Annotated in this window: 25 protein-coding genes; 15 read left to right on the top strand and 10 right to left on the bottom strand. The window is 74.3% G+C overall.

The genetic code is table 11. The annotated features are described in order from the left end of the window. Nucleotides 1-121: 121 nt before the first annotated feature. A complete protein-coding gene (locus AC07BF_RS23825; RefSeq protein WP_363580288.1) occupies nt 122-1,291 on the bottom strand; it encodes a sensor histidine kinase in 1,170 nt (389 codons plus the stop codon). Between the two features lie 429 nt (nt 1,292-1,720). Here AC07BF_RS23825 and AC07BF_RS23820 point away from each other — a divergent pair, with 429 nt between their 5' ends. From AC07BF_RS23820 to htpX, 11 genes are all read left to right on the top strand, one after another. Continuing rightward, on the top strand, nt 1,721-2,062 hold the full coding sequence (locus AC07BF_RS23820) for an NADH-quinone oxidoreductase subunit A (protein WP_371522778.1): 342 nt from the start codon (nt 1,721-1,723) through the stop codon (nt 2,060-2,062). Next, the gene (locus tag AC07BF_RS23815) at nt 2,053-2,688 is read left to right on the top strand and encodes an NADH-quinone oxidoreductase subunit B (protein WP_363579962.1); all 636 of its coding nucleotides are present in this window, start codon (nt 2,053-2,055) and stop codon (nt 2,686-2,688) included. Before AC07BF_RS23820 ends, AC07BF_RS23815 begins: the two co-directional genes overlap by 10 nt. Next, a complete protein-coding gene (locus AC07BF_RS23810) occupies nt 2,685-3,890 on the top strand; it encodes an NADH-quinone oxidoreductase subunit C (protein WP_478333885.1) in 1,206 nt (401 codons plus the stop codon). The genes AC07BF_RS23815 and AC07BF_RS23810 overlap by 4 nt, the downstream gene beginning before the upstream one ends. Beyond that, nucleotides 3,887-4,846: an NADH-quinone oxidoreductase subunit NuoH gene (gene nuoH / locus AC07BF_RS23805; RefSeq protein ID WP_371518357.1), complete on the top strand. Its 960-nt coding sequence runs from the start codon at nt 3,887-3,889 to the stop codon at nt 4,844-4,846. The genes AC07BF_RS23810 and nuoH overlap by 4 nt, the downstream gene beginning before the upstream one ends. Then, entirely contained in the window at nt 4,843-5,409 is a 567-nt protein-coding gene (locus tag AC07BF_RS23800) for a NuoI/complex I 23 kDa subunit family protein (RefSeq protein WP_478333884.1), read from the top strand. The genes nuoH and AC07BF_RS23800 overlap by 4 nt, the downstream gene beginning before the upstream one ends. Next, a complete protein-coding gene (locus AC07BF_RS23795) occupies nt 5,406-6,113 on the top strand; it encodes an NADH-quinone oxidoreductase subunit J family protein (RefSeq protein WP_363579965.1) in 708 nt (235 codons plus the stop codon). Before AC07BF_RS23800 ends, AC07BF_RS23795 begins: the two co-directional genes overlap by 4 nt. Further along, nucleotides 6,113-6,484, top strand: a complete 372-nt coding sequence (gene nuoK / locus AC07BF_RS23790) for an NADH-quinone oxidoreductase subunit NuoK (protein ID WP_478333883.1) — start codon at nt 6,113-6,115, stop codon at nt 6,482-6,484. Before AC07BF_RS23795 ends, nuoK begins: the two co-directional genes overlap by 1 nt. Beyond that, a complete protein-coding gene (locus AC07BF_RS23785) occupies nt 6,481-8,562 on the top strand; it encodes an NADH-quinone oxidoreductase subunit 5 family protein (protein WP_478333882.1) in 2,082 nt (693 codons plus the stop codon). The genes nuoK and AC07BF_RS23785 overlap by 4 nt, the downstream gene beginning before the upstream one ends. Nucleotides 8,563-8,624: 62 nt before the next feature. Continuing rightward, on the top strand, nt 8,625-10,205 hold the full coding sequence (locus AC07BF_RS23780) for a complex I subunit 4 family protein (protein ID WP_363579967.1): 1,581 nt from the start codon (nt 8,625-8,627) through the stop codon (nt 10,203-10,205). 56 nt (nt 10,206-10,261) lie between these two features. Then, a complete protein-coding gene (locus AC07BF_RS23775) occupies nt 10,262-11,833 on the top strand; it encodes an NADH-quinone oxidoreductase subunit N (RefSeq protein ID WP_363617875.1) in 1,572 nt (523 codons plus the stop codon). A gap of 160 nt (nt 11,834-11,993) precedes the next feature. Then, nucleotides 11,994-12,857 (top strand): zinc metalloprotease HtpX, encoded by an 864-nt coding sequence (gene htpX / locus AC07BF_RS23770; RefSeq protein ID WP_350876984.1) that lies wholly within the window; start codon nt 11,994-11,996, stop codon nt 12,855-12,857. Between the two features lie 27 nt (nt 12,858-12,884). On the opposite strand, the gene AC07BF_RS23765 is transcribed toward htpX, so the two are convergent. Then, nucleotides 12,885-14,339, bottom strand: a complete 1,455-nt coding sequence (locus tag AC07BF_RS23765) for an aminotransferase-like domain-containing protein (protein ID WP_363629311.1) — start codon at nt 14,337-14,339, stop codon at nt 12,885-12,887. Between AC07BF_RS23765 and AC07BF_RS23760 the strand changes: the two genes are divergently transcribed. Continuing rightward, on the top strand, nt 14,338-15,243 hold the full coding sequence (locus AC07BF_RS23760) for a DMT family transporter (RefSeq protein WP_363579970.1): 906 nt from the start codon (nt 14,338-14,340) through the stop codon (nt 15,241-15,243). The genes AC07BF_RS23765 and AC07BF_RS23760 overlap by 2 nt on opposite strands. A 47-nt stretch (nt 15,244-15,290) precedes the next feature. On the opposite strand, the gene AC07BF_RS23755 is transcribed toward AC07BF_RS23760, so the two are convergent. After that, nucleotides 15,291-15,830, bottom strand: a complete 540-nt coding sequence (locus AC07BF_RS23755; protein WP_363579971.1) for a DUF7144 family membrane protein — start codon at nt 15,828-15,830, stop codon at nt 15,291-15,293. 306 nt (nt 15,831-16,136) lie between these two features. Here AC07BF_RS23755 and AC07BF_RS23750 point away from each other — a divergent pair, with 306 nt between their 5' ends. Together AC07BF_RS23750 and AC07BF_RS23745 are read left to right on the top strand one after the other, a co-directional pair. After that, on the top strand, nt 16,137-16,562 hold the full coding sequence (locus tag AC07BF_RS23750) for a BlaI/MecI/CopY family transcriptional regulator (RefSeq protein ID WP_363579972.1): 426 nt from the start codon (nt 16,137-16,139) through the stop codon (nt 16,560-16,562). A 3-nt stretch (nt 16,563-16,565) separates the two neighbouring features. Then, nucleotides 16,566-17,522 (top strand): M48 family metalloprotease, encoded by a 957-nt coding sequence (locus AC07BF_RS23745; protein WP_350876994.1) that lies wholly within the window; start codon nt 16,566-16,568, stop codon nt 17,520-17,522. Between the two features lie 19 nt (nt 17,523-17,541). On the opposite strand, the gene AC07BF_RS23740 is transcribed toward AC07BF_RS23745, so the two are convergent. Continuing rightward, on the bottom strand, nt 17,542-18,228 hold the full coding sequence (locus tag AC07BF_RS23740; RefSeq protein ID WP_478333881.1) for an FMN-dependent NADH-azoreductase: 687 nt from the start codon (nt 18,226-18,228) through the stop codon (nt 17,542-17,544). 73 nt (nt 18,229-18,301) lie between these two features. Here AC07BF_RS23740 and AC07BF_RS23735 point away from each other — a divergent pair, with 73 nt between their 5' ends. Continuing rightward, on the top strand, nt 18,302-19,201 hold the full coding sequence (locus AC07BF_RS23735) for a sigma-70 family RNA polymerase sigma factor (RefSeq protein ID WP_400844399.1): 900 nt from the start codon (nt 18,302-18,304) through the stop codon (nt 19,199-19,201). A gap of 42 nt (nt 19,202-19,243) precedes the next feature. Here AC07BF_RS23735 and mug read toward each other — a convergent pair whose 3' ends face one another. The 6 genes from mug to AC07BF_RS23705 all read right to left on the bottom strand — a co-directional run bounded on the left by mug (nt 19,244) and on the right by AC07BF_RS23705 (nt 25,710). Beyond that, nucleotides 19,244-19,786: a G/U mismatch-specific DNA glycosylase gene (gene mug / locus AC07BF_RS23730; protein WP_478333880.1), complete on the bottom strand. Its 543-nt coding sequence runs from the start codon at nt 19,784-19,786 to the stop codon at nt 19,244-19,246. Further along, on the bottom strand, nt 19,783-20,805 hold the full coding sequence (locus AC07BF_RS23725) for a phosphatase PAP2 family protein (RefSeq protein ID WP_363617892.1): 1,023 nt from the start codon (nt 20,803-20,805) through the stop codon (nt 19,783-19,785). Before AC07BF_RS23725 ends, mug begins: the two co-directional genes overlap by 4 nt. Before the next feature lie 118 nt (nt 20,806-20,923). Further along, entirely contained in the window at nt 20,924-22,042 is a 1,119-nt protein-coding gene (locus AC07BF_RS23720) for an aminopeptidase P family protein (protein ID WP_363579980.1), read from the bottom strand. A 29-nt stretch (nt 22,043-22,071) separates the two neighbouring features. After that, nucleotides 22,072-22,509, bottom strand: a complete 438-nt coding sequence (locus AC07BF_RS23715; protein WP_363579982.1) for a hypothetical protein — start codon at nt 22,507-22,509, stop codon at nt 22,072-22,074. After that, complete coding sequence (gene gadC, locus AC07BF_RS23710; RefSeq protein WP_363629393.1) at nt 22,506-23,933, bottom strand: glutamate/gamma-aminobutyrate antiporter GadC; 1,428 nt, start codon at nt 23,931-23,933, stop codon at nt 22,506-22,508. Before gadC ends, AC07BF_RS23715 begins: the two co-directional genes overlap by 4 nt. A gap of 397 nt (nt 23,934-24,330) precedes the next feature. Further along, the gene (locus AC07BF_RS23705; RefSeq protein WP_478333879.1) at nt 24,331-25,710 is read right to left on the bottom strand and encodes an MFS transporter; all 1,380 of its coding nucleotides are present in this window, start codon (nt 25,708-25,710) and stop codon (nt 24,331-24,333) included. Nucleotides 25,711-25,823 lie beyond the last annotated feature (113 nt).

The raw sequence follows: 25,823 nt of genomic DNA, 5'->3' as shown, positions 1-25,823 counted from the left end.
CCGGCTCCTCACCCCCCCCCCCACCCCCCCCCCCCCCCCCCCCGCCCCCCTCCCCCCCCCCCCCCCCCCCCCCCCCCCCCCCCCCCCCCCCCCCCCCCCCCCCCCCGTGCCGCGCTCCGGTTCAGCGGCGGGCGGTGCGGGTGCGCCAGGGAAGTTCGACGGTGATGCTGCTCGGGCCGCCCTCCGGGCTCTGCACCAGGAGCACGCCGTCCACCGCGCGGATCCGCTCGGTCAGCCCGGCCAGGCCGCTGCCCGGGTAGGGCGCGGCGCCGCCCTTGCCGTCGTCCTGGACCAGCACCATCAGCTGGTTGTCGGAGCGCCAGACGTCGACCGAGGCGGTGCGGGCCCCGGCGTGCTTGGAGACGTTGGTCAGCAGCTCGCTGACGGTGAAGTACGCGATGCCCTCGACCGCCGAGTCCGGGCGCTCGGCCTGGCCGTCCGGCCCCTTCAGGTCGACGTTCACCTTGACCCCGCCGGGGACGGTGCAGCGGGCGGCGACCGCGGACAGGGCCGCGTCCAGGCCGCGGTCGGTGAGTACCGCCGGGTGGATGCCCCGGGCCAGGTCGCGCAGCTCCTGGAGGGCCAGCTTCACCTCGCCGTGCGCGTTGTCGACCATCTTCGTGGCGGCCGCCACGTCGTCCTCGGTCTCGACCTCGCGCAGCCGCTCCTTGGCCATGCCCAGGTCCATGGCCAGCGCGACCAGGCGGGCCTGGGCGCCGTCGTGCAGGTCGCGCTCGATCCGGCGCAGGTCGGCGGCGGCGGTGTCGACCACCGTGCCTCGGTCGTCCTCCAGCTCGCGCACCCGCTCGGCCAGGGCGCCCGGGAAGAGCAGCGACTCGATCAGGATCCGGTCGATCGCCGCCAGCGCCCGGATCACCCAGGGCAGCACCGGCCACATCACGGTGACCGCGACCAGGGTCACCGTGAAGCTCAGGATGCCCCAGGGCAGCATCAGCACGTTGTAGAGCGCCGAGCGCCAGTTCAGCAGGTCGGTCAGGTGGGCGATGGTGAAGCCCACCACCCCCGGCCGGCGCGGCTGCACCGGCTCCGGCTCGTGGATCGCGGAGTCGTACGCCGCCCGGGCCCGCCGGCGGCCCAGCCCGCCCAGGGCGCGGGAGACGGCCAGCCCGCCGGCCAGCAGCGGCAGGCCGACCACGGTGATCGACATCCCCAGCCCGGCCGTGAGCGTGATGGCGGTGAGCGCGAAGCCGGCGACGCCGAGCGGCAGGTTGAGCAGCAGCTGGCCGACCTGCCGCCACATCCGCGCACCGTACAGCGGCGAGCGGCCCATCTGAGCGTCCTGCTCCTTGATGGCGTCCACGGTGCGGCGGTGCAGCGGCTTCATCTGGATCTACCGTCCCTCTTGGTCGAGCTGGTGGACCAAGCTTCCCGAACCCGGGGCGGAAGATGCCATGGGGGTGATACATCTTCCGGGACGGGGGTTATCCCTACCCCCGTCCTGGTCGTCGGGCCACTGCCCGGTGCTCGCGGGAGTGTCCACCGGACGTCTTGCGGAGCGGGCAGGGTTCGGGCGGAGCGGAGCCGTCCCCTTAGACTCACGCATTGGCCATGATTATGACCGTGCGAGGAAACGTCGTAGAACTGCCTTGAGGGGCTGTTCACGGCCGAGGTGGAGGGCGAAGGCATGGAGGGGCAGCATGCGGCTGCCGTCGCGGCCGACCCGGCGGTCGGCGGCGGCTACTTCGACGCGTACGCCGCGATGGGCCTGCTGGCCGTCGTCGGGGTGCTCTTCGTCGCCGTGGCGTTCACGGCCAACCGACTGCTGCGGCCGGTGGTCTACTCGCCCGAGAAACTCCTCGCCTACGAGTGCGGGGTGGACCCGGTGGGCGAGGACTGGGCGCACACCCAGATCCGCTACTACGTGTACGCCTTCCTGTACGTGATCTTCGCGGTCGACGCGATCTACCTGTTCCCGTGGGCGACGGTCTTCGCCACCGCCGGGTACGGCGCCGGAACGCTGATCGAGATGTTCCTCTTCATCGGCTTCCTCGCGGTCGGCCTGCTCTACGCCTGGAAGAAGGGCGTTCTGGAATGGACGTGACGCACACCCACTCGCACGGCGCCCAGGGCGGCCCGGTCCCGCTCGGCCTCCCGGACCCGTCGCGCCCCGGCGCCGTCGAGCGCCGTGGCATCGGCCCGCTGGCCCGGCTCGCGCCCGACCCGGTCAAGGTCGTGCTCAACTGGGGCCGCCGCTACAGCCTCTGGTGCTTCAACTTCGGCCTGGCCTGTTGCGCGATCGAGTTCATCGCCGCGTCCATGGCCAAACACGACTTCATCCGGATGGGTGTCATTCCGTTCGCGCCCGGACCCCGTCAGGCCGACCTGATGATCGTCTCGGGGACGGTGACCGACAAGATGGCGCCCGCCGTCAAGCGCCTCTACGAGCAGATGCCCGAGCCGAAGTACGTCATCTCCTTCGGCGCCTGCTCCAACTCCGGCGGCCCGTACTGGGACTCCTACTCGGTGACCAAGGGCGTGGACCAGATCATCCCGGTCGACGTCTACGTGCCCGGCTGCCCGCCCCGGCCCGAGGCGCTGCTCCAGGGCATCCTCAAGCTCCAGGAGAAGATCGCCGCCGAGTCGCTGCCCGACCGCTACACCGCGCCCGCGGCGGCGCTGCGCCGCCCGCTGGTGACGGGGCCTTCGACCGAGGGAGGGGTCTCGTGACTTCCGCCGAGCAGTACGCGGCGTCGGTCGGGGAGTGGGCGACCGGCGCCGAGGCTTACGGGCTGGTCACCGTCGACGTCCCCGCCGAGCACTGGATCGAGGCGCTCACCAGTGCCCGCGACACGCTCGGCCTGGGCTACTTCGACTGGCTGAGCGCCGTCGACGAACTGGCCGAGGGCTTCTCCGTGGTCGCCCACCTCGCCTCCGCCGACGCCCCGGGCGTGCGCCACCTGGCGCTGCGCACCCGGGTGCCGCGGGACGAGGCCGCGCTGCCCACCGCCGTCCCGGTCTACGCGGGCGCCGCCTGGCACGAGCGCGAGACCCACGAGATGTTCGGCATCGACTTCCCCGGACACCCCTACCTCGCCACCCTGCTGCTGCCGGACGGCTTCGAGGGGTACCCGCTGCGCAAGGAGTTCGTGCTCGCGGCCCGGGTCGCCAAGGCCTGGCCGGGCGCCAAGGAGCCGGGCGAGTCGGACCACGGCGACGGGCCCGCCCGGCGCAAGATGCAGCCGGCCGGGGTGCCGGACCCGAACGAGTGGGGGCCGCTGAAGGGCACCCTGCCGCCGGTCGCCGAGCGGCCCGCGCGCGGTGCGCGGGCGGCGGGCGCGGCCGGGCGGACGCCCCGGGCTGCGGGTGCTGGTGCTGGTGCTGCTGGTGCTGGGGCCGGTGCTGCTGCCGGTGCCGAGGGTGCGGCGGTGCGGGCGGACCGGCCGCGGCGGACCAGGACGGTGGCGGAGGGGTCGGCGAGTCAGGCGGGGGCCGAGGCTGCTGGTGCCGGTGCTCCGGCTGCTGCTCCGAGCGCTGCTTCGGCCGCTGCTCCGGCTGCCGGCGAGGCGGCGCCCGTGGTGCGGGCGGACCGGCCGCGCCGGGTCAGGTCGGTGTCCGACGGATCGGTCAGCCAGGCTGCGGAGCCGGCGCCCGCCGAGGCTGCCGAGGCCGCTGCGCCTGCCGAGCCGAAGGCCGAGGGCTCGGCGTCGCCGCGGACCCGGTCCTCGGACGCGCCCTGGCACAACCCGGTGCCCGCGCACGACGAGCCCGCGAAGCCCGCCGAGGCGCAGGCCCCGGCCGAGCCCGCGAAGCCTGCAGAGGAGCCTGCCGAGGAGCAGGCGCCCGCCGAGCCGGCGAAGCCCGCCGCGCCTGCGGGCGGGCAGGACGAGACGTCGGCCGGACCGGCCGGCCAGGACGGAGACGGCGCGTGAACCTGCTCGACACGGTGCTGCGCTGCGTCGCCACCCTGGTCGTCTTCCTCACCTTCCCGCTGGTCATCGGCCAGACCGAGCACAAGGTCATGGCGCACATGCAGGGCCGGCTCGGCCCGATGTACGCGGGCGGCTTCCACGGCTGGGCGCAGCTCGTCGCGGACGGCGTGAAGTTCGCGCAGAAGGAGGACATCGTCCCGGCCGGGGCGGACCGCCGGATCTTCCAGCTGGCGCCCGCCGTTTCGCTGCTGCCGTACCTCTTCGTGCTGCTGGCGATCCCGGTCGGCCCGAACGGCTTCGTCGGCCAGGCGATCGACGCCGGCCTGTTCTTCGTGCTGGCCGTGATGGGTGTCGGCGTGATCGGCAAGCTGATGGCCGGCTGGGCCTCGGCGAACAAGTTCTCGCTGCTCGGCGGCCTGCGCACGGCCGCGCAGCTGATGTCGTACGAGCTGCCGATGGTGCTGGCGGCGGCCTCGGTGGCGATGGCCGCCGGCACGCTCTCGCTGCCCGGGATCGTGGACGCCTGGGAGTGGTACTGGCTGCCCTGGCAGCTCATCGGCGCGTTCGTGTTCTTCACGGCCGGTCTGGCCGAGCTCCAGCGCCCGCCGTTCGACATGCCGGTCGCCGACTCGGAGATCATCTTCGGCGCGTACACCGAGTACACGGGCCTGCGCTTCGCACTGTTCCTGCTGTCCGAGTACGTGGGCATCCTGGTGGTGTCGGCGCTGACCGCGGTGCTCTTCCTGGGCGGCTGGCACGGCCCGCTGGCGGACCAGCTCGGCTGGCTCTGGATGATCCTGAAGACCTTCGCGCTGGCCTTCGTGGTCATCTGGCTGCGGGTCACCTACCCGCGTCTGCGCGAGGACCAGCTGATGCGCTTCGCGTGGACCGTGCTGATCCCGCTCGCCCTCGTCCAGCTGGCCCTGACCGGCGTCATCAAGGTGGCGATCTCATGAGTTTTCCCGGTGCCGGCCTGGCCAAGGGCCTGGCCGTGACCCTGCGGACGATGACGAAGAAGACCGTCACCGCGCAGTACCCCGATGTGCAGCCGGTGCTGCCGCCGCGTTCGCGCGGCGTCATCGCGCTGCTGGAGGAGAACTGCACGGTGTGCATGCTCTGCGCGCGCGAGTGCCCGGACTGGTGCATCTACATCGACTCCCACAAGGAGACGCTGCCGGCCGCCGAGCCGAACGCGCGGGCCCGCACCCGTAACGTGCTGGACCGGTTCGCCATCGACTTCTCGCTCTGCATGTACTGCGGGATCTGCATCGAGGTGTGCCCCTTCGACGCGCTGTTCTGGTCGCCCGAGTTCGAGTACGCCGAGACCGACATCCTGGAGCTGACCCACGAGCGGGACAAGCTCCGCGAGTGGATGTGGACCGTCCCGGCGCCGCCGGCGCTGGACCCGGCGGCCGAGGAGCCCAAGGAGATCGCCACCGCGCGCAAGGCTGCGGACAAGCTGGCCGCCGCAGCCGCCGCAGCCGCCGCAGCCGCCTCGGATGAGGGGGAGGCCCAGTGAGCGCCGCCACCCTGCTCGCGGCGACCGGCTCGCTGGAGCCGGCCGCCCGTTCGTTCCTGTCCCCGACCGGGGTGGAGATCGTCTTCCTGCTGGTCGGCATCGCCGTGCTCGGCTCGGCCGTGGTCGCCGTCAGCACCAAGCAGCTGGTGCACGCCGCGCTCTGGCTGGTGGTCGCGCTGGGCGGGCTGGCGGTGGAGTTCCTGCTGCTCACCGCCGAGTTCATCGCCTGGGTGCAGGTGCTGATCTACCTCGGCTCGGTGATCGTCCTGGTGCTGTTCGGGCTGATGCTCACCAAGGCACCGATCGGGCGCTCGCCGGACGCCGACTCCAAGAACCGCTGGGTGGCCCTGGCCGTGGCGCTCGCCTCGGCCGGGACACTGGTGACGCTGGTCGTCGACGCCTTCCGGACCTCCTGGATCGATCTCGGCGCGGGGGGCGGCTCGGCCGCCGTCACCGGGGCGAGCCTGTTCCGCCACTGGGTGCTGCCCTTCGAAGCCCTCTCCGTGCTGCTGCTGGCGGCGCTGGTCGGCGCGATCGTGCTGTCGCGCGGGTCGAAGCGGCGGGTGCCGCCGCCCCGGGCGGGCCGGCTGCGCGCCGGCCGGCCGGTGGGCTCGAACGGGACCGTCGCCGCCACCGTGCCCCGGCCGGCGCCGGAGAGCCCGGCGGCCGCAGAGGCTGCGCCGTCCGCGTCGGAGGAGAGCTGATGCACCTCGCCTACCCCGTCGTCCTCGCCGCGCTGCTGTTCAGCGTCGGCGTGTACGGCGTGCTCGCCCGGCGCAACGCCGTCCTGGTCCTGATGTCCGTCGAGCTGATGCTCAACGCCGTCAACCTCAACCTGGTCGCCTTCGACACCTGGCTGCGCGACTCGCTGCACGCCGGCCAGGCGCTCACCCTGTTCACCATCACCGTCGCCGCCGCCGAGATCGGGCTGGGGCTCGCCATCGTCCTGCTGCTGTTCCGGGCCCGGGGCACCGCGGACATCGACCGGGCCACCGCGCTCGGCGATCCGGCGGAGCCGCTCGCCGAGGAGACGCCGGCCGGATCCGAGGCGCTGAAGGGCCAGGCCGCCGCATGAACCTCGCCCTGCCCGCCCTCGTCCCCGCGCTGCCCGCACTCGGGGCCGCCGCGACCCTGGCCGTCGGCAAGAAGGCGCCTGGCCTGGCCCGGCCGCTGGCCATCGTGCCGGTCGCCGTCTCGGCCGTGCTCGCCCTGGTCGTCGCCCTCCAGCTCGGCACCGGCCAAGCGCTGGACGCCGCCACCCGGCTCACCCCGACCGGCGGCCCGGACATCGCGCTCGCCCTCCACCTGGACGGCTTCAGCTCGCTGATCTCCGTGCTGGTCGGCCTGGTCGCCACCTGCGTGCAGGTCTACTCGACCGCGTACCTCAGGAAGGACCCGCGCTACCCGTCGTACGCCGCGCTGGTCTCGCTGTTCACCGCGGCGATGTTCCTGGTGGTCTACTCGGGCGACCTGATCGTGCTGCTGGTCGGCTGGGAGGTCATGGGCATCTGCTCGTACTTCCTGATCGGCCACCACTGGGAGACCGAGGACGCCCGCTCGGCCTCGCTCAAGGCCTTCCTGGTCACCAAGCTCGGCGACGTGCCGTTCCTGTTCGGGATCTTCCTGCTCGGCGCGGACGCCGGCAGCTTCCGGATCCCCGACGTGCTGGCCGCCGCGACCGACGGGCGGCTCGGCCACCCGACGCTGATCGCCCTGCTGCTGCTCGCCGGGGTGGCAGGCAAGAGCGCGCAGTTCCCGCTGCACACCTGGCTCCCGGACGCCATGGCCGGCCCGACGCCGGTCTCCGCGCTGATCCACGCCGCCACCATGGTCGCGGCCGGCATCTACCTGGTCGCCCGGCTGCTGCCGGTGTTCCTGCTGTCGGGTGCGGCGCTGGTCGTGCTGGCCGTGATGGCCGCCGTGACGATGATCGGCTCGGCACTCTGCGCGCTCGCCCAGGACGACCTCAAACGGGTGCTCGCCTACTCCACCGTCGGCCAGCTCGGCTACATGGCCGGGGCGCTGGCCGCCGGCGACCGCGAGGCCTCCGTCTTCCACCTGGTCAGCCACGGCGCCTTCAAGGCGCTGCTGTTCCTGGCCGCCGGCGTGGTGATCCACGCCGCGCACACCAACTCGATCTCCGCGATGTCCCGGATCCCCGGGCTGCGCAAGCGCGTCCCGGACGCCTACTGGACGATGGGCATCGCGCTCGTCGCCCTGGTCGGGCTGCCGCCGTTCTCCGGCTTCTTCAGCAAGGAGGCGGTGCTGACCGCCGCCGAGCACGCCGCCAACGGCGAGGCGCTCACCAACGGGCTCGGCCCGGCCTCGGCCGTGCCGGAGGCCGCCGGGTGGATCGTGCTGATCTCCGCCGGACTCACCGCGCTGCTCACCGCCGCGTACGCGACCCGGCTCTTCCTGGTCAGCTTCCACAGCCCGCAGGCTGAAGGGGCGCAGGCTGCCGGGGCGCCGCAGGCCGCAGCGTCTCAGGCCGGAGCGTCGCAGGCCGTGGCGCCTGCGGCAGGGCACGAGGCGGACGCGCCGTACTCGCCCGAGCTCGACGAGGCCGACCCGGCCACCGCCGAGCCGCCCGCGATGCGCTGGCCGCTCTGGGTGCTGGCGATCCCGACCATGGGCTTCGGCGTCGCCGGGCTGCGCTCGGACTGGCTGCCCGCGCTGCTGGACGGCGGCTCGCTGCGCCCCTCGGCCGTCACCGCCGTCATCGGCACCGGGCTCGCCGTGGTCGGCGTGCTCGCGGCGTACGGCGCCTGGCGCTCGGCGACCGCGCGGCTGGCCACCGGCCGCCCGGCCCCGGCCGACGCCGGCCGGGTGCCCGAGCAGGCCGGAGCCCCGGCCGCCGAGGTGATCGTCGCCGACCCCGGGCGCACCCTGCTCGGCCCGCTGTTCGGCCCGGCCCGGCACGGCTTCGGCGTCGACCGGCTGTACCACGCGCTGTTCGTCCGCCCGGTGACCGCCGCCGCCCGGCTGGTCCGCTTCCTCGACCGCGAGGTCGTCGAGACCTACGTGCGAGGCAGCGGGGTCGGCGCCAACCTGCTCGGCCGGGCCGTCCGGCTCGCGCAGACCGGCAACGCGCAGACCTACCTCAGCGCGCTGCTCGCCGGCGTCGTCCTGCTGGCCGTCCTGGTGGCGGTGTAGCGGATGCCGTACCCCCTGTCCCCGGTTCCCCCGATTCCGACCGCCGCCCGTAGGAGCCCCCGATGAACGCAGTCCTCATCGCCCTCCTGGTGCTGCCGCTGCTCGGCGCCGCGCTCACCCTGGCGCCGGCGTTCGGCCGGGAGCCGGCCGCCGCCGACCGGCGGGCGCTGCGGCTGAACACCGTCGTCACCGGCGCGGTGCTGCTGCTCACCGTCGCCCTGGCGGCCGGATTCGACCACGACGAACCCGCCCGGATGCAGGCCACCACCGACGTGTCCTGGATCCCGGCCCTCAACGTGCGCCTCCACCTCGGCGTGGACGGCGTCTCGCTGCCGCTGATCGTGCTGACCGCACTGCTCACCTTCCTCTGCGCGCTGTACTCGGAGAAGCGGCTGCCGGGCGGGGACGCCCGGGGCGAGGCCGCTGATGGGCGCCGTCCGTCGGCGAAGGCCTTCGTCGGGCTGTTCCTCCTCCTCGAAGTCGGCATGCTCGCCACCTTCGCGGTGCTGGACCTCCTGCTCTTCTTCCTGGCCTTCGAGATCGTGCTGATCCCGATGTACTTCCTGATCGCCCGCTGGGGGAGCGGCGCGAAGGCCCCGGCCGCCAACCGGTTCATCCTGTACACGCTGCTCGGCTCGGCCGTGATGCTGCTCGGCTTCCTGCTGATCGGCAGCAAGGCCGGGACCTTCGACATGCAGGCCCTGGCCGCCGCGCACGGCAACGGCCTGAGCCACACCACCCAGGTGATCGCCGCCCTGGCGATCATGGTCGGGCTCGCGGTCAAGGCCCCCGCCTGGCCGCTGCACAGCTGGCTCCCGGACGCGCACACCGCCGCTCCGACGGTCGGCTCGGTGCTGCTCGCCGGCGTGCTGCTGAAGATGGGCACGTACGGTCTGGTCCGCGTCCTCCTCCCGGTCGTGCCCGACGGCACCGCGACGCTCGCCCCCTACCTGGGCGCGTTCGCCGCCGTCGGCATCGTCTACGGATCACTGGCCTGTCTGGCGCTGGCCCGCCCCGGCGCCAAGGGCGACCTCAAGCGCCTGATCGCGTACTCCTCCGTCGGCCACATGGGCTTCGTGCTGCTGGGCATCGCCTCCCTCACTCCGGTGGGCGTCAACGGCGCGCTGTTCGCCAACATCGCCCACGGTCTGATCACCGGTCTGCTGTTCTTCCTCGTCGGCGCCCTCAAGGACCGCTACGGCACGGCGGACCTCGACACCCTCTCCGGCGCCACCGGCGCCGCCCTGTACGGCCGCGCCCCGCGGATCGGCGCGCTGCTCGCCTTCGCCGCCGTCGCCAGCCTCGGCCTGCCAGGCCTGGCAGGCTTCTGGGGCGAGCTGCTCGCCATGTTCGGCGCGTTCGACCCGGCCGACGGCCTGTCGCGCCCCGCGTTCGTCACCTACATGGTCCTGGCCGGTCTCGGTACCCTCCTCACGGCCGCCTACCTGCTGATCGTGGTCAAGCGCGTCTGCATGGGCGACCCCAAGCAGCCCGCCCCGGTGGAGCAGGTCGCCGACATGCGCCCGTACGAGGCCGTCAGCTGGACGCCGCTGGCCGCCCTCACCCTGCTCGCCGGCCTCTGGCCCGCGCTCCTGCTCGGCCTCTCCGACCCCGCCGTCAAGCACCTCCTCGGGGGTGGCTGACCGTGCTCGGAGCCCAGATCGCCGCACTCGGACCTCACTCCACGGGGCAGCACACTGTGACCTCCCTCGCCGTAGCCAACCCGGGCAGCCTGATCCAGTCCGTGGACTGGGTGGCGATCGCGCCCCCGCTGATCGCCGCGGTGGCCGCCCTCGCCGTCCTGCTCACCGACCTGTTCCTGCCCGAGCGGCACCGGAAGTGGCTCGGCCGCCTCGCCGCGGCCGGACTCGCCCTCGCCCTCATCGCACTCCTCCCCCTCACCGGGGGATCACCCCGGGCGACCTTCTGTGTGCAGAACGTAGCAGGGGGGTCTGACAACGCGGGCTGCTCGTACGTCGCCGACCACTTCGCCCTGGTGTTCCAGCTGCTCGCCCTCGGCGGTGCGCTGATCGCCGCGCTGCTCTCCGCGCACACCGTCGAGGAGGAGAAGCTGCCCGGCGGCGAGTACTGGTTCCTGCTGCTCTCCAGCGCCACCGGTGCCGCGCTGCTGCCCGCCTCCCGCGACCTCGCCACCATGGTGATCGCGCTGGAGGTCGCCTCGCTGCCCGCCTTCGCCCTGGTCGCGCTGCGCCGGGACGGCCGGGGCGCCGAGGCCGCGCTCAAGTTCTTCGTCTCCTCCGTCACCGCCACGGCCGTGATGCTGCTCGGCGTCGGCTTCGTCTACGCGGCCAGCGGCAGCCTGCACCTCGGCGCCGTCGCCCAGGGCCTGGAACACGCCCCCGGGCAGCTCAAGCCGCTGGCCGAGGCGGGCGCCGTGCTGACTCTGGTCGGCTTCGCCTTCAAGGTCGCCGCCGTCCCGTTCCACTTCTGGGTGCCCGACACCTACACCGGCGCCCCGCTGCCGGTGGCCGGTTACCTCTCGGTGGTCGGCAAGGCGGCCGGCCTGTCCGGCCTCGCGCTCGCCACCACCATCGCCTTCCGCCCGTACGCGCACACCTGGGGCCTGGCGCTCGCCGTGCTGGCCGCCGTCACCATGACGGTGGGCAACGTCGGCGCGCTGCGCCAGCGCTTCGACACCCGCTACAGCGCGGTGCGGCTGCTCGCCTGGTCGTCCGTCGGCCAGGCCGGCTACCTGCTGGTGCCGCTCGCCGCCGCCGGCTACGCGCCCACCGGGGTCGATCCGCTCGGCGCCACCGCCGCGTACGCGCTGATCTACGGCGTGGTGAACCTCGGCGCGTTCGGCGTGGTCGCGGCGGTCGGCCGCCGGGCCGGGACCAGCGTGGACGACTTCCGCGGCCTGTTCGCCCGGCGCCGCTGGACGGCCCTCGCGCTCGCCTTCTTCCTGCTCTGCCTGGCCGGGCTGCCCCCGGGCGTGATCGGCCTGTTCGGCAAGGTCGTGGTGTTCCGCGCGGCCGTCGACGCCGGGCTGGGCTGGCTGGCCGTCGTGATGGCCGTCAACGTGGTCGTCGCGCTGTACTACTACCTGCTCTGGACGACCCGGCTGTTCGCCCCGGCGCCGGGTGCCGAGGAAGGTGCCGAACCGGGCGCCGCTCCGGTCGGCGGGGCCGGGGCCGAAGGCCGGCTGCCGGCCACCCTGACCGCCACGCTGGGGCTCACCGCCTCGGTGGCCGTGGTCCTCTCCTTCGCCCCGCAGCTGGTCCTCCAGGTCGCCGGCGGAAGCCTGTTCTGAGCGCGCGCCCGCCCGGCCGGCCGCCGCGGTCCGGCCCGGCGGGGTGCCGCGGTGGTGTCACGCCGGTCACAAGGGAACAAGGCCCAGGCCCCCACCCGTTGACCGGGCAAGAGGGACGAGGCAGAAAGGGCTTCCCCACCGCACCATTGGAGGGCCTGACGTGCACCGCCGGCACAACGGACTGAGGACCGCCGTCCTGCTCGGCGGCCTCTCGGCGCTCATCTTGGTGATCGGCGGATTCTTCGGCCGAACCGGCTTGGTGATCGCCCTGCTGGTCGCCCTCGGCACCAACGCCTACGCCTACTGGAACAGCGACAAGCTCGCGCTGCGGGCCATGCGGGCCCGGCCGGTCAGCGAGATCGAGGCGCCACGGCTCTACCGGATCGTCCGCGAGCTCTCCACCGCGGCCCGCCAGCCGATGCCGCGCCTCTACATCTCCCCGACCCCCGCGCCGAACGCCTTCGCCACCGGCCGCAACCCGCGCAACGCGGCCGTCTGCTGCACCGACGGCATCCTGCAGCTGCTGGACGAACGCGAGCTGCGGGGTGTGCTCGGGCACGAGCTGAGCCACGTCTACAACCGGGACATCCTGATCTCCTCGGTCGCCGGGGCGCTCGCCTCGGTGGTGATGTTCCTGGTGAACTTCGCCTGGCTGATCCCCTTCGGTCGCAGCGACGACGACGACGGGCCCGGCCTCTTCGGCATGCTCGCCATCATGATCCTCGGCCCGCTGGCGGCCGGGCTCATCCAGCTGGCCGTCAGCCGCTCCCGCGAGTACCAGGCCGATGCCGACGGCGCCCGGATCACCGGCGACCCGCTCGCCCTGGCCGGCGCCCTGCGCAAGCTCGACGCCGGCACCCGCCGGCTGCCCCTCCCGCCGGAGCCGCAGATCCAGACCGCCAGCCACATGATGATCGCCAGCCCCTTCCGCCCCGGCGAGGCCGGCGCCCGGCTCTTCTCCACCCACCCGCCGATGGCGGAGCGCATCGCCCGGTTGGAGCGGATGGCGGGCTACGGGCGCTGAGGCCCGCGCTCCGCGCGGGGCCGGAGGTCAGGCCGGCAGGTCCTCGTAGGCCCGGCGGAGGCGGTGGATCCCCTCGGCGGTGTGCGCGGAGCTCTCGGCGGCCGCGTAGCTGAGGCGCAGGTGCGGGGCCGGGGGTTCGGCCGCGTGGTACGGGCGGCCGGGGGTGACCTGGACGCCGGCGCGCAGGGCGGCGGCGGTGAGGGCGCCGTCGTCGACGCCGTCCGGGAGCCGCAGCCACAGGTGGTAGCCGCCGGGCCGGTAGGCGCCGAGCAGACCGGGCAGTTCGCGGTGCAGGGCGGCGACGGTGGCGGTGCGGCGGGTCCGCAGTTCCGCCCCGAGGGCGCGCAGGTGCCGGGCCCAGCCGGGGTCGGCGACCAGTTCCAGCGTCGCCTCCTGGAGCGGCCGGGGCACGAAGAAGCTGTCCACCACCTGGGTGGCCCGCAGCCGGGCCAGGGCCGGGCCGCGCGCGGTGAGCGCGCCGACCCGCAGATTGGGCGAGGCGGCCTTGGTCAGCGACCGCAGGTGCACCACGACCCCGTCCTGGTCGTCGGCGGCGAGCGGGCGCGGCAGCGCGGGGGCGTCCGCGTGGACGAGCAGGCGGGCGAAGTCGTCCTCGACGACGAACGCGCCGGCCGCCCGGGCGATCCGCAGCACCTCGGAGCGCCGGGTGGGGGAGAGCACCGCGCCGGTCGGGTTCTGGAACAGCGGCTGGCAGACGAAGACCCGCGCCCGGGTGGCCTCGAAGGCGTCGGCCAGCAGGTCGGTGCGCACCCCGTCGGCGTCGACCGGGACGGGGACGGGCCGCAGCCCGGCCGCGCGGACGACCGCCAGGATGCCCGAGTAGGTCGGCGACTCCACCAGGACGGGCGCGCCGGGCGCGGCGAGCGAGCGCATGGCCACGGTGAGCCCGCCCTGGCCGCCGGAGGTGATCAGGACGTCCCCGGCGCCGATCGGCCCGCCGGTGCCGCCGATGTCGCGGGCGAACCAGCCGCGCAACTCGGTGAGGCCGTCGGTGGGCGGCCGGTTCCAGGCGCCCGGGCGCCGTCCGGCCCGGGCGAGGGCGGTGGCCAGCAGGCGTTCGGGCAGCAGCGAGGCGTGCGGGTAGCCGCTGTTGAGGTCGATGACGTCGGGCGGGGGCACGCGGAGGGTGGCGAACACCGGGGCGGCCAGCAGGTCACGGGGGTCGGAGTCGGCGCTGAGCGCGACCTCCTGCCAGGAGAGGTCGCCGGGACGGGCGGCGGGCGCGGCGGTGCCGGCCGGGCGCCCGGCGAAGGCCGCCGCCCGGAACACCCCGGCGCCCGGCCGGGAGACCACCAAGCCCTCGGCCGCGAGGACCGCGATGGCCCGGGAGACCGTCACCGGGCTGACCTGGTGGCGCTCCACCAGCACCCGGCTGGACGGCAGCTTTCGCCCCTCCGGGTAGCGCTCGACCTCCCGTCGCAGCCTGTCGGCGAGTTCGGTCACACTGCTACGCTCGTTCATGACGGCACAAGATAGCGCTACCCGCCCGTCGGCGGTAGCACCGCGAAGCCCCGCCTCCGGCACCGCCCTGGCCGCCCTCGGGGTGGCCTCCTTCTCCCTCAGCTTCCCCGCCACCGCGTGGGCCCTGACCGGCTTCGGGCCGTGGACCGCGACCGGGCTGCGCGGCGCGCTGGCGGGGGTGCTGGCCGCGCTCTACCTGGCGGCCGTCGGCGCCCCGCTGCCGAAGCGGCGGCACTGGCCCGGCCTGCTGGTGGTGTCGGGAGGCTGTGTGCTGGGCTTCCCGCTGCTGACCACGCTCGCCCTGCGGACCTCCTCGACCGCCCACTCGGCTGTCGTCATCGGTGTCCTGCCGCTGGCCACCGCGGTGGTCGCGGCGCTGCGCACCGGCCGTCGGCCGTCCCGGGCGTTCTGGGCGGCGGCGGTGGCGGGGGCGGCGGCCGTCCTCGGCTTCACCCTGCTGCAGAGCCACGGTCGGCCGACCGTCGCGGACCTGCTCCTGTTCGTCGGGGTAGCGATCTGCGCGGCCGGGTACGCGGAGGGCGGGCGGCTCTCCCGGGACCTGCCGGGCGCCCAGGTGATCGCCTGGGCGGTGGTGGCCGCGCTGCCGGTGACGCTGCTGACCACCGCCCTCGCGCTGCCCGCCGAGCCGGTCCACCTCGGGGCGAAGGCGCTGACCGGGCTGGCGTACACGGCGGCGGTGTCGCAGTTCGGCGGGTTCGTGCTCTGGTACCGGGGGATGGCGGAGATCGGGGTGCCGAGGGCCAGCCAACTGCAACTCGCACAGCCGCTGTTGACCCTGGTCTGGTCGGTGCTGCTGCTGGGCGAGGACCTGCCCGCGGCCGCACCGGTCACGGCGGTGGTGGTGCTGGTCTGCATCGCGGTCACCCAGCGGGCCCGGACCTGAGGCGGGCCCGGAGCTGAGACGGTACGGGCGCGCGGGCCACCGGGTCGTCAGAGCGGGGTGCCCTCCTGGGGGCGGTAGACGCAGAGCGCGCAGATGATGAAGACGTCCAGTGCGATCACCACGAGCGACCAGAGCGGGAAGTACGGCAGGACCAGGAAGCTGTCGAGGGCACTCAGCGAGGTGAGGAGGATACCGGCGTAGCGGGCCCAGGCGGCGCCCTTGAGCAGGAACGCGCCGGTCACCGCGACCAGCACGCCGACGATGATGTGGACCCAGCCCCAGCCGGTGAGGTCGAACCGGAAGACGTAGCGGGGGGTGTGGACGAAGAGGTCGTCGTTGGAGACCGCCATGATGCCCCGGAAGGCCTCCATGATGCCGTTGATCAGCATCAGCACACCGGCGAACATCACCAGGCCGGGCGCCCAGTCGCTGAACTGGTTGCCCGGCGTCGGCTGCGGCGTGCCGGGGCCGGTGCGCCAGGTCTGCCCGGGCTGCTCGGGGTCGGTGCGCCGGGTCTGCCCGGGTTGCTCGGGGCCGGTGCGCGGGGGCTGCTCCGGCTGCTCGGGGTCGGGCGACGGGCTGCTCATGGACTCCTCCAGGGGCCGAACAGGCCTACGGGCGGACCGTACGGACTTCGACCGTCCGTCGGGCCGGGGCGCCGGGCAACCGGGCCGGGGCCGTTCGGGCGACGCGTCGTGCGGGCCCCGCGGTACGCCCGGAGCCCCGGCCCGGCGAGCGTGACGGGGGTCCGGGGCCGGGGTCCGGGAGCGGGGGTCGAGGGCGGTGGGGGCGGGAAGCCCGGCGCGAACCGGTTCGCGCCGGGCCCGCGCTCGTTAGGATGAGCGGGTGCCCCGCCGGCTCCGGGGCGCGGCATCCGGAGGGAGTGGGCCGTCATGGCAGACGAGAGGCACGCCTCGGCGGCCGCGGAAGCGCCCGTCCGAAGGCGCGGCCAGGGCGAGTTGGAGGCACAGGTACTCGCGGTGCTCCAACGGGCGCCCGGCCCGGCCACCGCGGGGTGGGTCCAGGAACGCCTGGAGGGCGACCTGGCGTACACCACCGTGATGACCATCCTGTCCCGGCTGCACGCCAAGAGCGCCGTCTCGCGGTCCCGTTCGGGCCGCTCCTACCTGTGGCAGGCCTCCTCCGACGCGGCCGGGCTGGCGGCCCTGCGGATGCGCCGGATGCTCGACGGAGAAGCGGACCGGGACGCCGTCCTGGCCAGCTTCGTGAGCGCGCTGCTCCCGCACGACGAGGACCTGCTGCGGGCGCTGCTGGACGCCGCGTCCGTCGATCCGGCAGCGGCCGACCGTGAGAGCTGACCCGTGGGCTTCTTCGTCTTCCTCCCGCTCATCCTGCCGCTGACCGCGGTGCCGATCGCGCGTCTCACCGAGCAGCACCTGCACCCGCGCGGTGCGGCCCGGCTGATGACCGTGATCAGCGCGGTGATGGCGGTGTGCAGTGTGCTCTGCCTCGGCCTGATCGGCGTGGTGGGCACCGCGCAGATCCCCGGCAACCCGCTGCCGGACAGCTGGTCCGACCCGGAGGTGCGGGCCGCGCTGCCGTACCACGAGACGTTCGGGACGGCCGCGATGTGGCTGCTGGTCCTGGTGGCCGCGGCCTGTGCCCGGACGGTCGGCCGGCATCTGCGGGTGCGCTCCCGGGCCCGGCGGGCGCTGACCGGGTTGCCGGCGGGGCCGGAGTCGGCCGGCGACCTCGCGGTGCTGCCGGACCGCAGCCCGTACGCGTACGCGCTGCCCGGTTCGCCGGGGCGGGTGGTGGTCTCCACCGGGATGCTGGCCGGGCTGCCCGAGGACGAGCGGGAGGCGTTGCTCGCGCACGAGCGGGCACACCTGCGCCACCGCCACCACCGGTACCTGCTGACCACCCAACTGGCTGCCTGCGTCAACCCGTTCCTGCGGCCGCTGCAGTACGCGGTGGCGTTCAGCGCGGAGCGCTGGGCGGACGAGGAGTCGGCGCAGGAGGTGGGGGACCGCCGGATCACCGCGCGGGCGGTGGCCCGGGCGGCCCTGGTGTCGCACGCGGCGCCGGCGCCCGGCTTCGCGGCCTTCGCCGCCCCGGCGCCCGCGCCCGGCCCGGTGCCGCGCCGGGTCGCCGCACTGCTCGGCCCGGTGCCGACGTCCCGCAACTGGCCCCCGGCGAAGACCCGGGCGGGCCTGGCCGCGATGGTCGCCGCGGCCGGTACGGCGGCGTCGGCGCTGTGCGCGCTCAACGCCGCCGTGGCCCTGCTGGTGGTGCTGAAGGCCGTCACCCCGCTGTAGACCGGGTGGATCAGGCAGATCAGGCAGTGGCGAGCGCGTCCAGGGCGGCCTCGGCGTCGGCCAGGGACTTCGCGGCGATCGGCTGCAGCCCGGCCAGGGCGGGGATGTCGTCGGCGCGGGTGAGTTCGGCCGGGACGATGTGCAGGTGCTCGGCCGGGACGCCGAGCCTGGCGAAGTAGGCCCGCAGGTACGGGGTCTGGAAGTCGAAGGCCTCACGCGGGGTGCCGGGGCCGTAGCCGCCGCCGCGGGCGGCCGCGACGACGACCCGGGTGCGGCGCAGCAGGCTCTCGCCGGTGGCCGGGTCGGTGTAGACGCCGGGGAAGCTGATCCGGTCGATCCAGGCCTTGAACACGGCCGGGACGGTGAGGTTGTACATCGGCACGCCGAGCAGCACGGTGTCGGCGGCGAGCAGCCGGTCGACCAGCGGGTGGGTGAGGGACCACTCGTGTTCCTCGTCCGGGCCTTCGGCGAGGGCGGCGATGTCGGAGGCCGGGATGGTCCCCTTGCGTTCGACGCGGCGGCCGAGCATGGCGTACCCGGCGCCGATCGTGGCGACCGGCTCGGCGGTGAGGTCCCGGTAGACGTACCGGCCGGCGGAGCCGTGCCGGGCGCGCCAGGCGGCGGCGAACCGGGCGGTCAGCGCGCGGCTGACCGAGTCGCCGAGGCTGATGCTGGAGTCCAGGTGCAGCAGGGTGGTGGTGGTCACAGCGTTCTCCCGTCACTTCGGTGGTGGGTGGATCGTCATCGGTGTGACGGGCGGGGCCGAGGAAAGGTGACCGATGGACCGGGACGAGGTGCTGGCGGCGCGGTTCGAGGCCGAGCGGGGGAGGCTGCGGGCGGTCGCCCAGCGGATGCTCGGGTCGACGGGCGAGGCGGAGGAGGCCGTCCAGGAGGCGTGGCTGCGGCTGGACCGGGCCGGCCCGGACGAGGTGGACAACCTGCCGGGCTGGCTGACCACGGTGGTGTCGCGGATCTGCCTGGACGTGCTGCGGGCCCGCGCGGTGCGCCGCGAGGAGCCGACCGGTGACGCGTTGCCGGCCGGTCTGCCGGACCCGGCGGCCGGGGCGGGGGCCGAGGGCGCGGACCCGGAGCGGGAGGCGCTGCTGGTCGACTCGGTGGGCCGGGCGCTGCTGGTGGTGCTGGACCGGCTGGGGCCGGCCGAGCGGGTCGCCTTCGTGCTGCACGACGGTTTCGCGGTGCCGTTCGAGCAGATCGCGCCGATCGTCGGCCGGACCCCGGTGGCCGCCAAGAAGCTGGCCAGCCGGGCCCGGCAGCGGGTGCGCGGGGCGGCCGTGCTGCCGCCGGAGCGGCTGGCCGGGCACCGGCGGGTGGTGGAGGCGTTCCTGTCCGCCGCCCGGGGCGGGGACCTGGCCGCGCTGCTGGCGGTGCTGGCGCCGGACGTGGTGCGCCGGGCCGATCCGGCCGCGCTGCCGGCCGGGCGTTCCCCGGTGGCCCGGGGCGCGGAGACGGTGGCCCGGGAGACGACGGTGTTCGGCCGGCGGGCCCGGTTCGGCGCGGTGGCACTGGTGGACGGGGTGCCGGGGATCGTGATCGCCCCGGGCGGGCGGTTGCGGCTGGTGCTGCGGGTGGCGGTGGCGGACGGCCTGGTGGCCGGCTACGAGGTGGTCGCCGACCCGGAGCGGCTGGCCGCCCTGGAGCTGGCCGTGCTGCCGGAGTGACCGGGTCGCGCCACCGGATCCGGCGGCCCCCAGCCTCAGCCGTCAGCCGTCCAGCGCGTCCCGGAGCCGGCGGAACTCGGCGGCCAGCCCGTCCAGCGTGTAGTGCGCGTTGAGCCCGCTCGGGTTGGGCAGCACCCACACCTCGGTGTCGCCGATGCCCTCCGGCTGGCGGCCGATCGCGGCCCGCCGCTGCCCGAAGGCCGTCCGGTAGGCGCCGATGCCGAGCACGGCCAGGACGCGCGGGCGCAGCCGCAGCACGCGTTCGGTGAGCGCGGCGCCGCCCTCGCGCAGTTCCTCGGCGGTCAGTTCGTCGGCCTTGGCGGTGGTGCGCGGGGCGACGTTGGTGATGCCCAGGCCGAGCGCGGGCAGTTCGCCCTGCTCGTCCGGGCGGAACTGGCGCGTGGCGAAGCCGGAGCGGTGCAGGGCGGGCCAGAAGCGGTTGCCGGGCCGGGCGAAGTGGTGCCCGGTGGCGCCGGACCACAGGCCCGGGTTGATGCCGCAGAACAGCACCCGCAGTCCGGGCCCGGTGACGTCCGGGATGGTGGTGTCCTTGGCCGCCTGGAGTTGTTCGGCGGTGGGCTTCACGGGAGGGAGGGGCTGGTTCGGCACCCGGCCAAGTCTGCCCGTTCCCTGATGAGCCGGGTACGCCGGTTCCGCAGCCAGCGGAGGCCGAACACCACCAGTGCCGCGTACGCCCAGCCCGCGAAGATGTCCACGATGAAGTGCTCGGCGCCGTACACCAGGGTGAACGCCATCGCGAGCGGATAGGCGACCAGCAGCGCCCGCAGCCAGGGGCGGGCCGTCGGCCAGAAGAAGAACAGCAGCATCGCCGGGTAGGCGGAGTGCAGCGAGGGCATCGCGGCGACGTCGTTGGCGAACTGGCTGCCGTTCTCGACCAGCGAGTTGGCCTGCGGCAGCCCGCTCGTGGAGATCACGTCCCATACGACCCGGGTGAGCCCCGGCAGGTGGCCCTCCTGGGCGACCAGCCACGGCGGGTCGGCCGGGTAGAGCAGGTACGTGGCGAAGCCGGCGAAGGTGAGCAGCAGGTAGCAGGCGAGCAGTTGACGGAACCGCTCGTGCCGGCGCCGCCAGAGCACCGCGAGAAGGACGAACACCAGGAAGAAGTGCGAGAGGTAGACGACGGTCGCCGCGTAGTCGTACCAGTGCGGCGAGCCGGGCGTCCACAGCGCGTGCTGGAGCCGGACGGTCCAGGTCTCGCCGAAGCCGAGCACCTCGTCGGCGCGCAGTTGCGGCAGCCAGTGCGGGGCCCACGGGGTGTGCGCGCCGTAGCCGCGCAGCAGCGAGTACGTCCAGACCGCGGCCATCACCGGCACCCAGTCGCGCAGTACCAGCAGGAAGCCGCGTCGGCCGTGCCCGCTGTGCACGGCCGCCGTCAGCAGGGCGCCGATCAGCCACAGGAACACCACGTCGTTGGCGAAGGCCATGCCCTGGGTGCGCAGGTACCAGACGAGCGCGGTCAGGTAGACCGGCCAGGCCAGCAGCCGGAGTCTCGACAGACCGGTACGGCGGGGGCGGGCGGTCACGGGTCGCAGTCGCCCGGCCCGCGCCGGGGTGGGCGGGGCCGGGCTGAGCAGCTTCGTCATGCTCACCGAAACTACCAACGCAAACTTGGAGGACTCTGGGTGAACCATGACCGCCTCGTAAGAAAGTCGCACAGTCGGACCGCCGTTCTGGCGGCGGAGCAGCGGGGTGACGGCCCCGTCATGAGACGAAGCCCAGCTCGTGCGGGGTGTTGTTGAGCCGGCGGCCGCCGGTGGGGGTGACGGTGACGATGTCCTCGATCCGCACCCCGAAGCGGCCGGGCAGGTAGACGCCGGGCTCGATGGAGAAGCACATGCCGGACACCAGCGGCCGCTCCTCGCCCTCGACCAGGTACGGCGGTTCGTGCGTGGTGATGCCGATGCCGTGCCCGGTGCGGTGGATGAAGTACTCGCCGAAGCCGGCCTCGGTGATCACCCGGCGGGCGATCCGGTCGATCTCCTGGCAGCTGACCCCGGGTCGGACCGCCTCGAACGCGGTCTGCTGGGCGAGCCGGACCACGTCGTGCACCTTCTGGACCTCCGCCGGCACCTCGGTGCCGACGTGCACGGTGCGGGTGGTGTCGGAGCCGTAGCCGTCCTTGAGCCCGCCGAAGTCCAGCACCACGGTGTCGCCGGGCCGGATCACCCGGTCGCCGGCCTCGTGGTGCGGGTCGGCGCCGTTCGGGCCGGAGCCGACCACGGTGAAGTCGACCTGGCTGTGCCCGTACTTGATGAGCAGTGCGCCGAGGTCGGCGGCGACGTCGGTCTCCCGGCGGCCGGCGAACTCGACCTCCAGGATGCCCCGGTAGGCGGCGTCCGCGGCGCCGCCGGCCGCGGCCAGCCGCTCCAGCTCCTCGGTGCCCTTGACCGCGCGCAGCATCGGCAGGGTCTCGGTGAGCGAGGTGAAGCCGGTGCCGGGCAGCGCGGCCTGGAGGCCGAGCAGGTGCATCGCCCAGGCGTTGTCGGAGATGCCGTACCGCCCGGCCGGGTCGAGCAGCGGGCGGACGGTGGCGTACGGGTCCTCGCCGTCGGTCCAGTCGAGCAGCCGCAGGGCCGGGGCGCCGGCCGCCCTCTTGGCGTCCGGGCGCTCCAACCTGGGGACGATCAGCGCGGGTGCGCGTCCGGCGGTGATCACCAGGGCGGTGAGCCGCTCGGTGATCGCGGTGGGCTGGTAGCCGCACAGGTAGACCAGGTCGGGGCCGGGGGCGACGACCAGGCCGGACAGTCCGGCGGCGGTCGCTTCGGCGGCGGCCCGGGCCGTCCGGGCGGTGTAGTCCTCGGTGGTGAAGGGTCGAGGCACGGTCGGGTCCTCCTCGAAGGCTGGGCGGGCTACTTGCGGACGGTGTCCTGCAAGTTGAGGTCGTCGATCTTGTCCTGGATCTCGGCGAGCCTGCCCGGGCAGTACACCGAGAGCACGATCGCCTCGGCCCGCACCGCGTCGCGGTCGGACAGCACCGGCCGTTGGCCCGGCCCGTCGGCGCCGTTGGACATGCCGGACGTCCACTGCGCCTGGGTCAGGGCGTTCGACGGGTTCGCGCAGACGGCGCCGCCGTCCTCGCCCAGGGTGTGCACGATCTGGTCCCGCGCGGGCACCGGATAGCCGGCCGAACCCAGCGCCCGGGCGAGCTGCCCGGCCTTGCGGTCGGCCTGGTCGGTGGCGTGCAGTTGGGTGAACGAGAGCAGGCCGGTGATCAGCATCGCGACCAGCAGCCCGATCGCCCCGAGGTAGATCCAGCGGTGCCGGGAGGCCATCAGGCTGGTGGTCATGCCGCACCGCCCGCGGCGCCGCGCAGCTCGGCCGACTCCTGCGCGGCCAGCTCCGCCGCCGCCTCCGGGGAGCGCCAGCCGGGCTTGCGCAGCCGTAGGAACAGGTACGGGACCAGCAGTCCGAGGACCAACAGGCCGCCGCCGACGATCCCGATGTACGTCCAGACGCTGCCGCTGCCGAACTGGGACGACGGTACGAAGCCGATCGCCATCGCGCACGCCGAGGCGAGCAGCCCGACCACGCAGATCGGCACCAGCGCCGGGGCCCGGTAGCCGCGCGGGTGGTCCGGCCGGGTGCGCCGCAGCCGGATCGCGGCGGTGAACATCAGCAGGTAGACGATCAGGTACACCTGCGTGGTGATCACCGAGAAGATCCAGTACGCGCTGGAGACGTTCGGGATCAGCGCGTACAGCAGGGCGATCGCCGTGGTGACCACGCCCTGGGCGACCAGCAGGTTCTGCTGGACGCCCTCCCGGTTCAGCCTCTGCAGGAACGGCGGCAGGTAGCCCTCCTGCCGGGAGATCATCAACAGGCCCTTGGACGGCCCGGCCAGCCAGGTCAGCATGCCGCCGAGCGAGGCCGCGATCAGCGCCACCGCGATCACCGGGGTGAGCCAGCCGATGTCGAAGTACTGGAAGAAGGCGTCGAAGGCCTGCATCACGCCTGCCGTCAGGCTCAGCTCGCTGGACGGCACCACCCAACTGATCGCCAGCGCCGGCAGGATGAAGATCAGCAGCACCATCGCCGACGCGGTGAACATCGAGCGCGGGAACTCCCGCGCCGGATTGCGCAGCGAGGAGACGTGCACCGCGTTCATCTCCATGCCGGAGTAGCTGAGGAAGTTGTTGACGATCAGCACCAGGCTGGCCAGGCCGGTCCACTGCGGCAGCAGGTGCGCGGAGTCCATCGGCGCGGCGGAGCCGTTGCCCTGGCCGAGGAAGACGAAGCCGAGCACCACCAGCAGTGTGCCGGGGATCAGCGTGCCGATCACCAGGCCCATCGAGGACAGGCCGGCCACGGCCTTCGTCCCGCGCGAGGAGACCCAGACGCCGGTCCAGTACAGCACCATGATCACCACGGCGGTGTACGGGCCGTTGCTGGCCAGCTTCGGGTTCACCACGTACGCGATCGTCGATGCCACGTACGCCAGCAGTGACGGGTAGTAGAAGATCGTCATCGCGAACTGGCACCAGACGGCGAGGAAGCCCAGCGGCTTCGACAGGCCCTCCGAGACCCAGCGGTAGACGCCGCCCTCCCAGCCGGACGCCAGCTCGGCGGAGACCAGCGCGGTCGGCAGCAGGAACACCAGCGCCGGGACGAGGTAGAGGAAGACGCAGGCCAGGCCGTAGACGGCCATGGTCGGGGCGGAGCGCAGGCTGGCCACCGAACTCGTGGTCATCAGGGCGAGCGTCAGCCAGGACATCCGGGGTGCGGTGACCACCCGGGCGGCCACCGCGCCGGTCCGCTCGCGGGTGGTCGGGCCGTCGGGGCTCCTCGGGCCGCCGGGGCTCCTCCGGTCACCGGGGCCTCCCCGGCCGCCGGGGTCGCCCTGGTCACCGGGGCTGCTCGGGTCACCGGACCTGCTGGGACCGTCGGGGGCGGCGGCCTCGCCGGGGCCGCCCCGGCCGGGCGAGGGCGCGTCCGTGGAACCCATCTGTCCTCCTCCGGTACGGCCCCGGCCGGCTGCGCGACGTCCGGGCGCGAGGCGCCGCGGGCGCGGACGCCGCCCGGGAGGGGCCCCGGGGCGGGCCGTACCCGGCCAGTTCACCCGGTTGCCGAGGCCGCCGCATGCGGCGTGCACCCGCGCGGGTGAGCGACTGTCAGGGGCGGGCCGCCGGATCCTGCGGCGCCGGCCAGGCGGCGCGGCGCAGCGTACGGCTCGCGGTCGCGGGCAGCAGGGCGGCCGCGAGCAGGACGCTGATCGCGGCCAGCGCGACGGCGGGGGAGAGGTGGTCCAGCAGCAGGCCGCTGCCGAGCGTCCCGGCCGGCATGCCCGCGGTCAGCAGCGTCATGGTCGCCGCGATCACCCGACCGCGGAGCTCGTCCGGCACCTGCTGGAACACCAGCAGGTCCAGCATCACCCGCAGGGCCGGAACGCCGATCCCCACCACGAACAGCGCGGCGAACACGGTGGCCACCCCGCCCGGCAGCAGCGGCGCCAGCGTCACCGGCACGGCGGTCCAGGCCACCACCAGCAGCAGGACGCCCGGCCCGGCCAACCGGTGCAGCCGGGACACCAGGACCGCTCCGGCCAGCGCCCCCACCGCCTCGCCGGCCAGCGCCAGGCCGATCCCGGCGCTGCTCGTGCCCCCGTCCCGCAGCAGCACCATCACCGGCAGCATCAGGGCCGTCCCGGCGAAGTTGACCACCAGCAGGACGGCCAGGGCGGAGCGCAGCAGGGGGGCGGCGGCGAGCAGGCGGAACCCGGCCAGGGCGCCGCCGGACTCGGGGGCCGGTTCCGTGCCGCCCGGTTCGCGGTTCGGCTGTGTGGCGGTTTCGCCGCTCGGCTGTGCGTCGGCGGGGCGGCCGGGGAAGCGCACCACGAGCGCGGCCACCAGCGCGAGCAGGGAGGCGAGCGCGGTGCCGAGGAACGGCACCGCGCTGCCGAGCCCGTACAGGAAGCCGGCCAGCGGCGGACCGGCCAGCGAGGCCCCGGTCATCCGGGCCTCGTCCTGGGCGAGTGCCTGCGGCAGCTGCTCCGGCGCCACCACCGAGCGCAGTGCCAGCAGCCGGATCGGGCCGCTGTACGCGATGGTCGCCCCTACGGCGGCGGCGACGAGCAGCAGGTGGGCCAGGGTCAGCCGGTCGAAGGCCATGGCCACCGGGACGGTCGCCGTGACGAGCAGCCGGGCGGCGTCGGAGGCGATCAGCACCCGGCGGCGGTCGAGGCGGTCGGCGACCACGCCGCCGTGGACGCCCAGCAGCAGGGTCGTGACCATCTGTACGGCCCCGAAGGCCCCGGCGGCGGTGGAGGAACCGGTGAGTGCGAGGACCAGCAGTGGGAAGGCGGTGTCGCCGACCCGCATGCCGAGCGTCGCGGCGGCCTGGCCGGCCCAGAGCGCCTGGAAGCGGAAGTTCCGTCGCAGCGGGACGGGCGGCGTGGCCGCCGCGGCCTTCGCCGCCGTCTCTCCTGCCCCCGCCGCCTCTCCTGCCCCCGCCGCCGTCCTCGACTCGTCAGCCGCCGTTCTGTTCCCCGCCATGGCCCACCCCGCTGTTCGCGCTTCCGACATCATTCACGTTGTCGTGAATGATGTCGGAAGCATGATTGGTTGCGCAAGGGTGAGCGCTCACCAGAGCGTGATTGCGTGCGGCG

Source organism: Kitasatospora sp. NPDC043950, assembly GCF_056435345.1.
The sequence above is the reverse complement of the archived record's forward strand: the minus strand, read 5'-3'. Positions and strand labels throughout refer to the sequence as shown.

What these genes read in the sequence shown, in the direction of transcription:
- AC07BF_RS23825 (WP_363580288.1), bottom strand. Translation starts at nt 1,291, where the DNA reads ATGGGCCGCTCGCCGCTGTACGGTGCGCGGATGTGGCGGCAGGTCGGC.
- AC07BF_RS23820 (WP_371522778.1), top strand. Translation starts at nt 1,721, where the DNA reads ATGGGCCTGCTGGCCGTCGTCGGGGTGCTCTTCGTCGCCGTGGCGTTC.
- AC07BF_RS23815 (WP_363579962.1), top strand. Translation starts at nt 2,053, where the DNA reads ATGGACGTGACGCACACCCACTCGCACGGCGCCCAGGGCGGCCCGGTC.
- AC07BF_RS23800 (WP_478333884.1), top strand. Translation starts at nt 4,843, where the DNA reads ATGAGTTTTCCCGGTGCCGGCCTGGCCAAGGGCCTGGCCGTGACCCTG.
- nuoK (WP_478333883.1), top strand. Translation starts at nt 6,113, where the DNA reads ATGCACCTCGCCTACCCCGTCGTCCTCGCCGCGCTGCTGTTCAGCGTC.
- AC07BF_RS23785 (WP_478333882.1), top strand. Translation starts at nt 6,481, where the DNA reads ATGAACCTCGCCCTGCCCGCCCTCGTCCCCGCGCTGCCCGCACTCGGG.
- AC07BF_RS23780 (WP_363579967.1), top strand. Translation starts at nt 8,625, where the DNA reads ATGAACGCAGTCCTCATCGCCCTCCTGGTGCTGCCGCTGCTCGGCGCC.
- AC07BF_RS23760 (WP_363579970.1), top strand. Translation starts at nt 14,338, where the DNA reads ATGACGGCACAAGATAGCGCTACCCGCCCGTCGGCGGTAGCACCGCGA.
- AC07BF_RS23765 (WP_363629311.1), bottom strand. Translation starts at nt 14,339, where the DNA reads ATGAACGAGCGTAGCAGTGTGACCGAACTCGCCGACAGGCTGCGACGG.
- AC07BF_RS23755 (WP_363579971.1), bottom strand. Translation starts at nt 15,830, where the DNA reads ATGAGCAGCCCGTCGCCCGACCCCGAGCAGCCGGAGCAGCCCCCGCGC.
- AC07BF_RS23750 (WP_363579972.1), top strand. Translation starts at nt 16,137, where the DNA reads ATGGCAGACGAGAGGCACGCCTCGGCGGCCGCGGAAGCGCCCGTCCGA.
- AC07BF_RS23735 (WP_400844399.1), top strand. Translation starts at nt 18,302, where the DNA reads ATGGACCGGGACGAGGTGCTGGCGGCGCGGTTCGAGGCCGAGCGGGGG.
- AC07BF_RS23725 (WP_363617892.1), bottom strand. Translation starts at nt 20,805, where the DNA reads ATGACGAAGCTGCTCAGCCCGGCCCCGCCCACCCCGGCGCGGGCCGGG.
- AC07BF_RS23715 (WP_363579982.1), bottom strand. Translation starts at nt 22,509, where the DNA reads ATGACCACCAGCCTGATGGCCTCCCGGCACCGCTGGATCTACCTCGGG.
- gadC (WP_363629393.1), bottom strand. Translation starts at nt 23,933, where the DNA reads ATGTCCTGGCTGACGCTCGCCCTGATGACCACGAGTTCGGTGGCCAGC.
- AC07BF_RS23705 (WP_478333879.1), bottom strand. Translation starts at nt 25,710, where the DNA reads ATGGCGGGGAACAGAACGGCGGCTGACGAGTCGAGGACGGCGGCGGGG.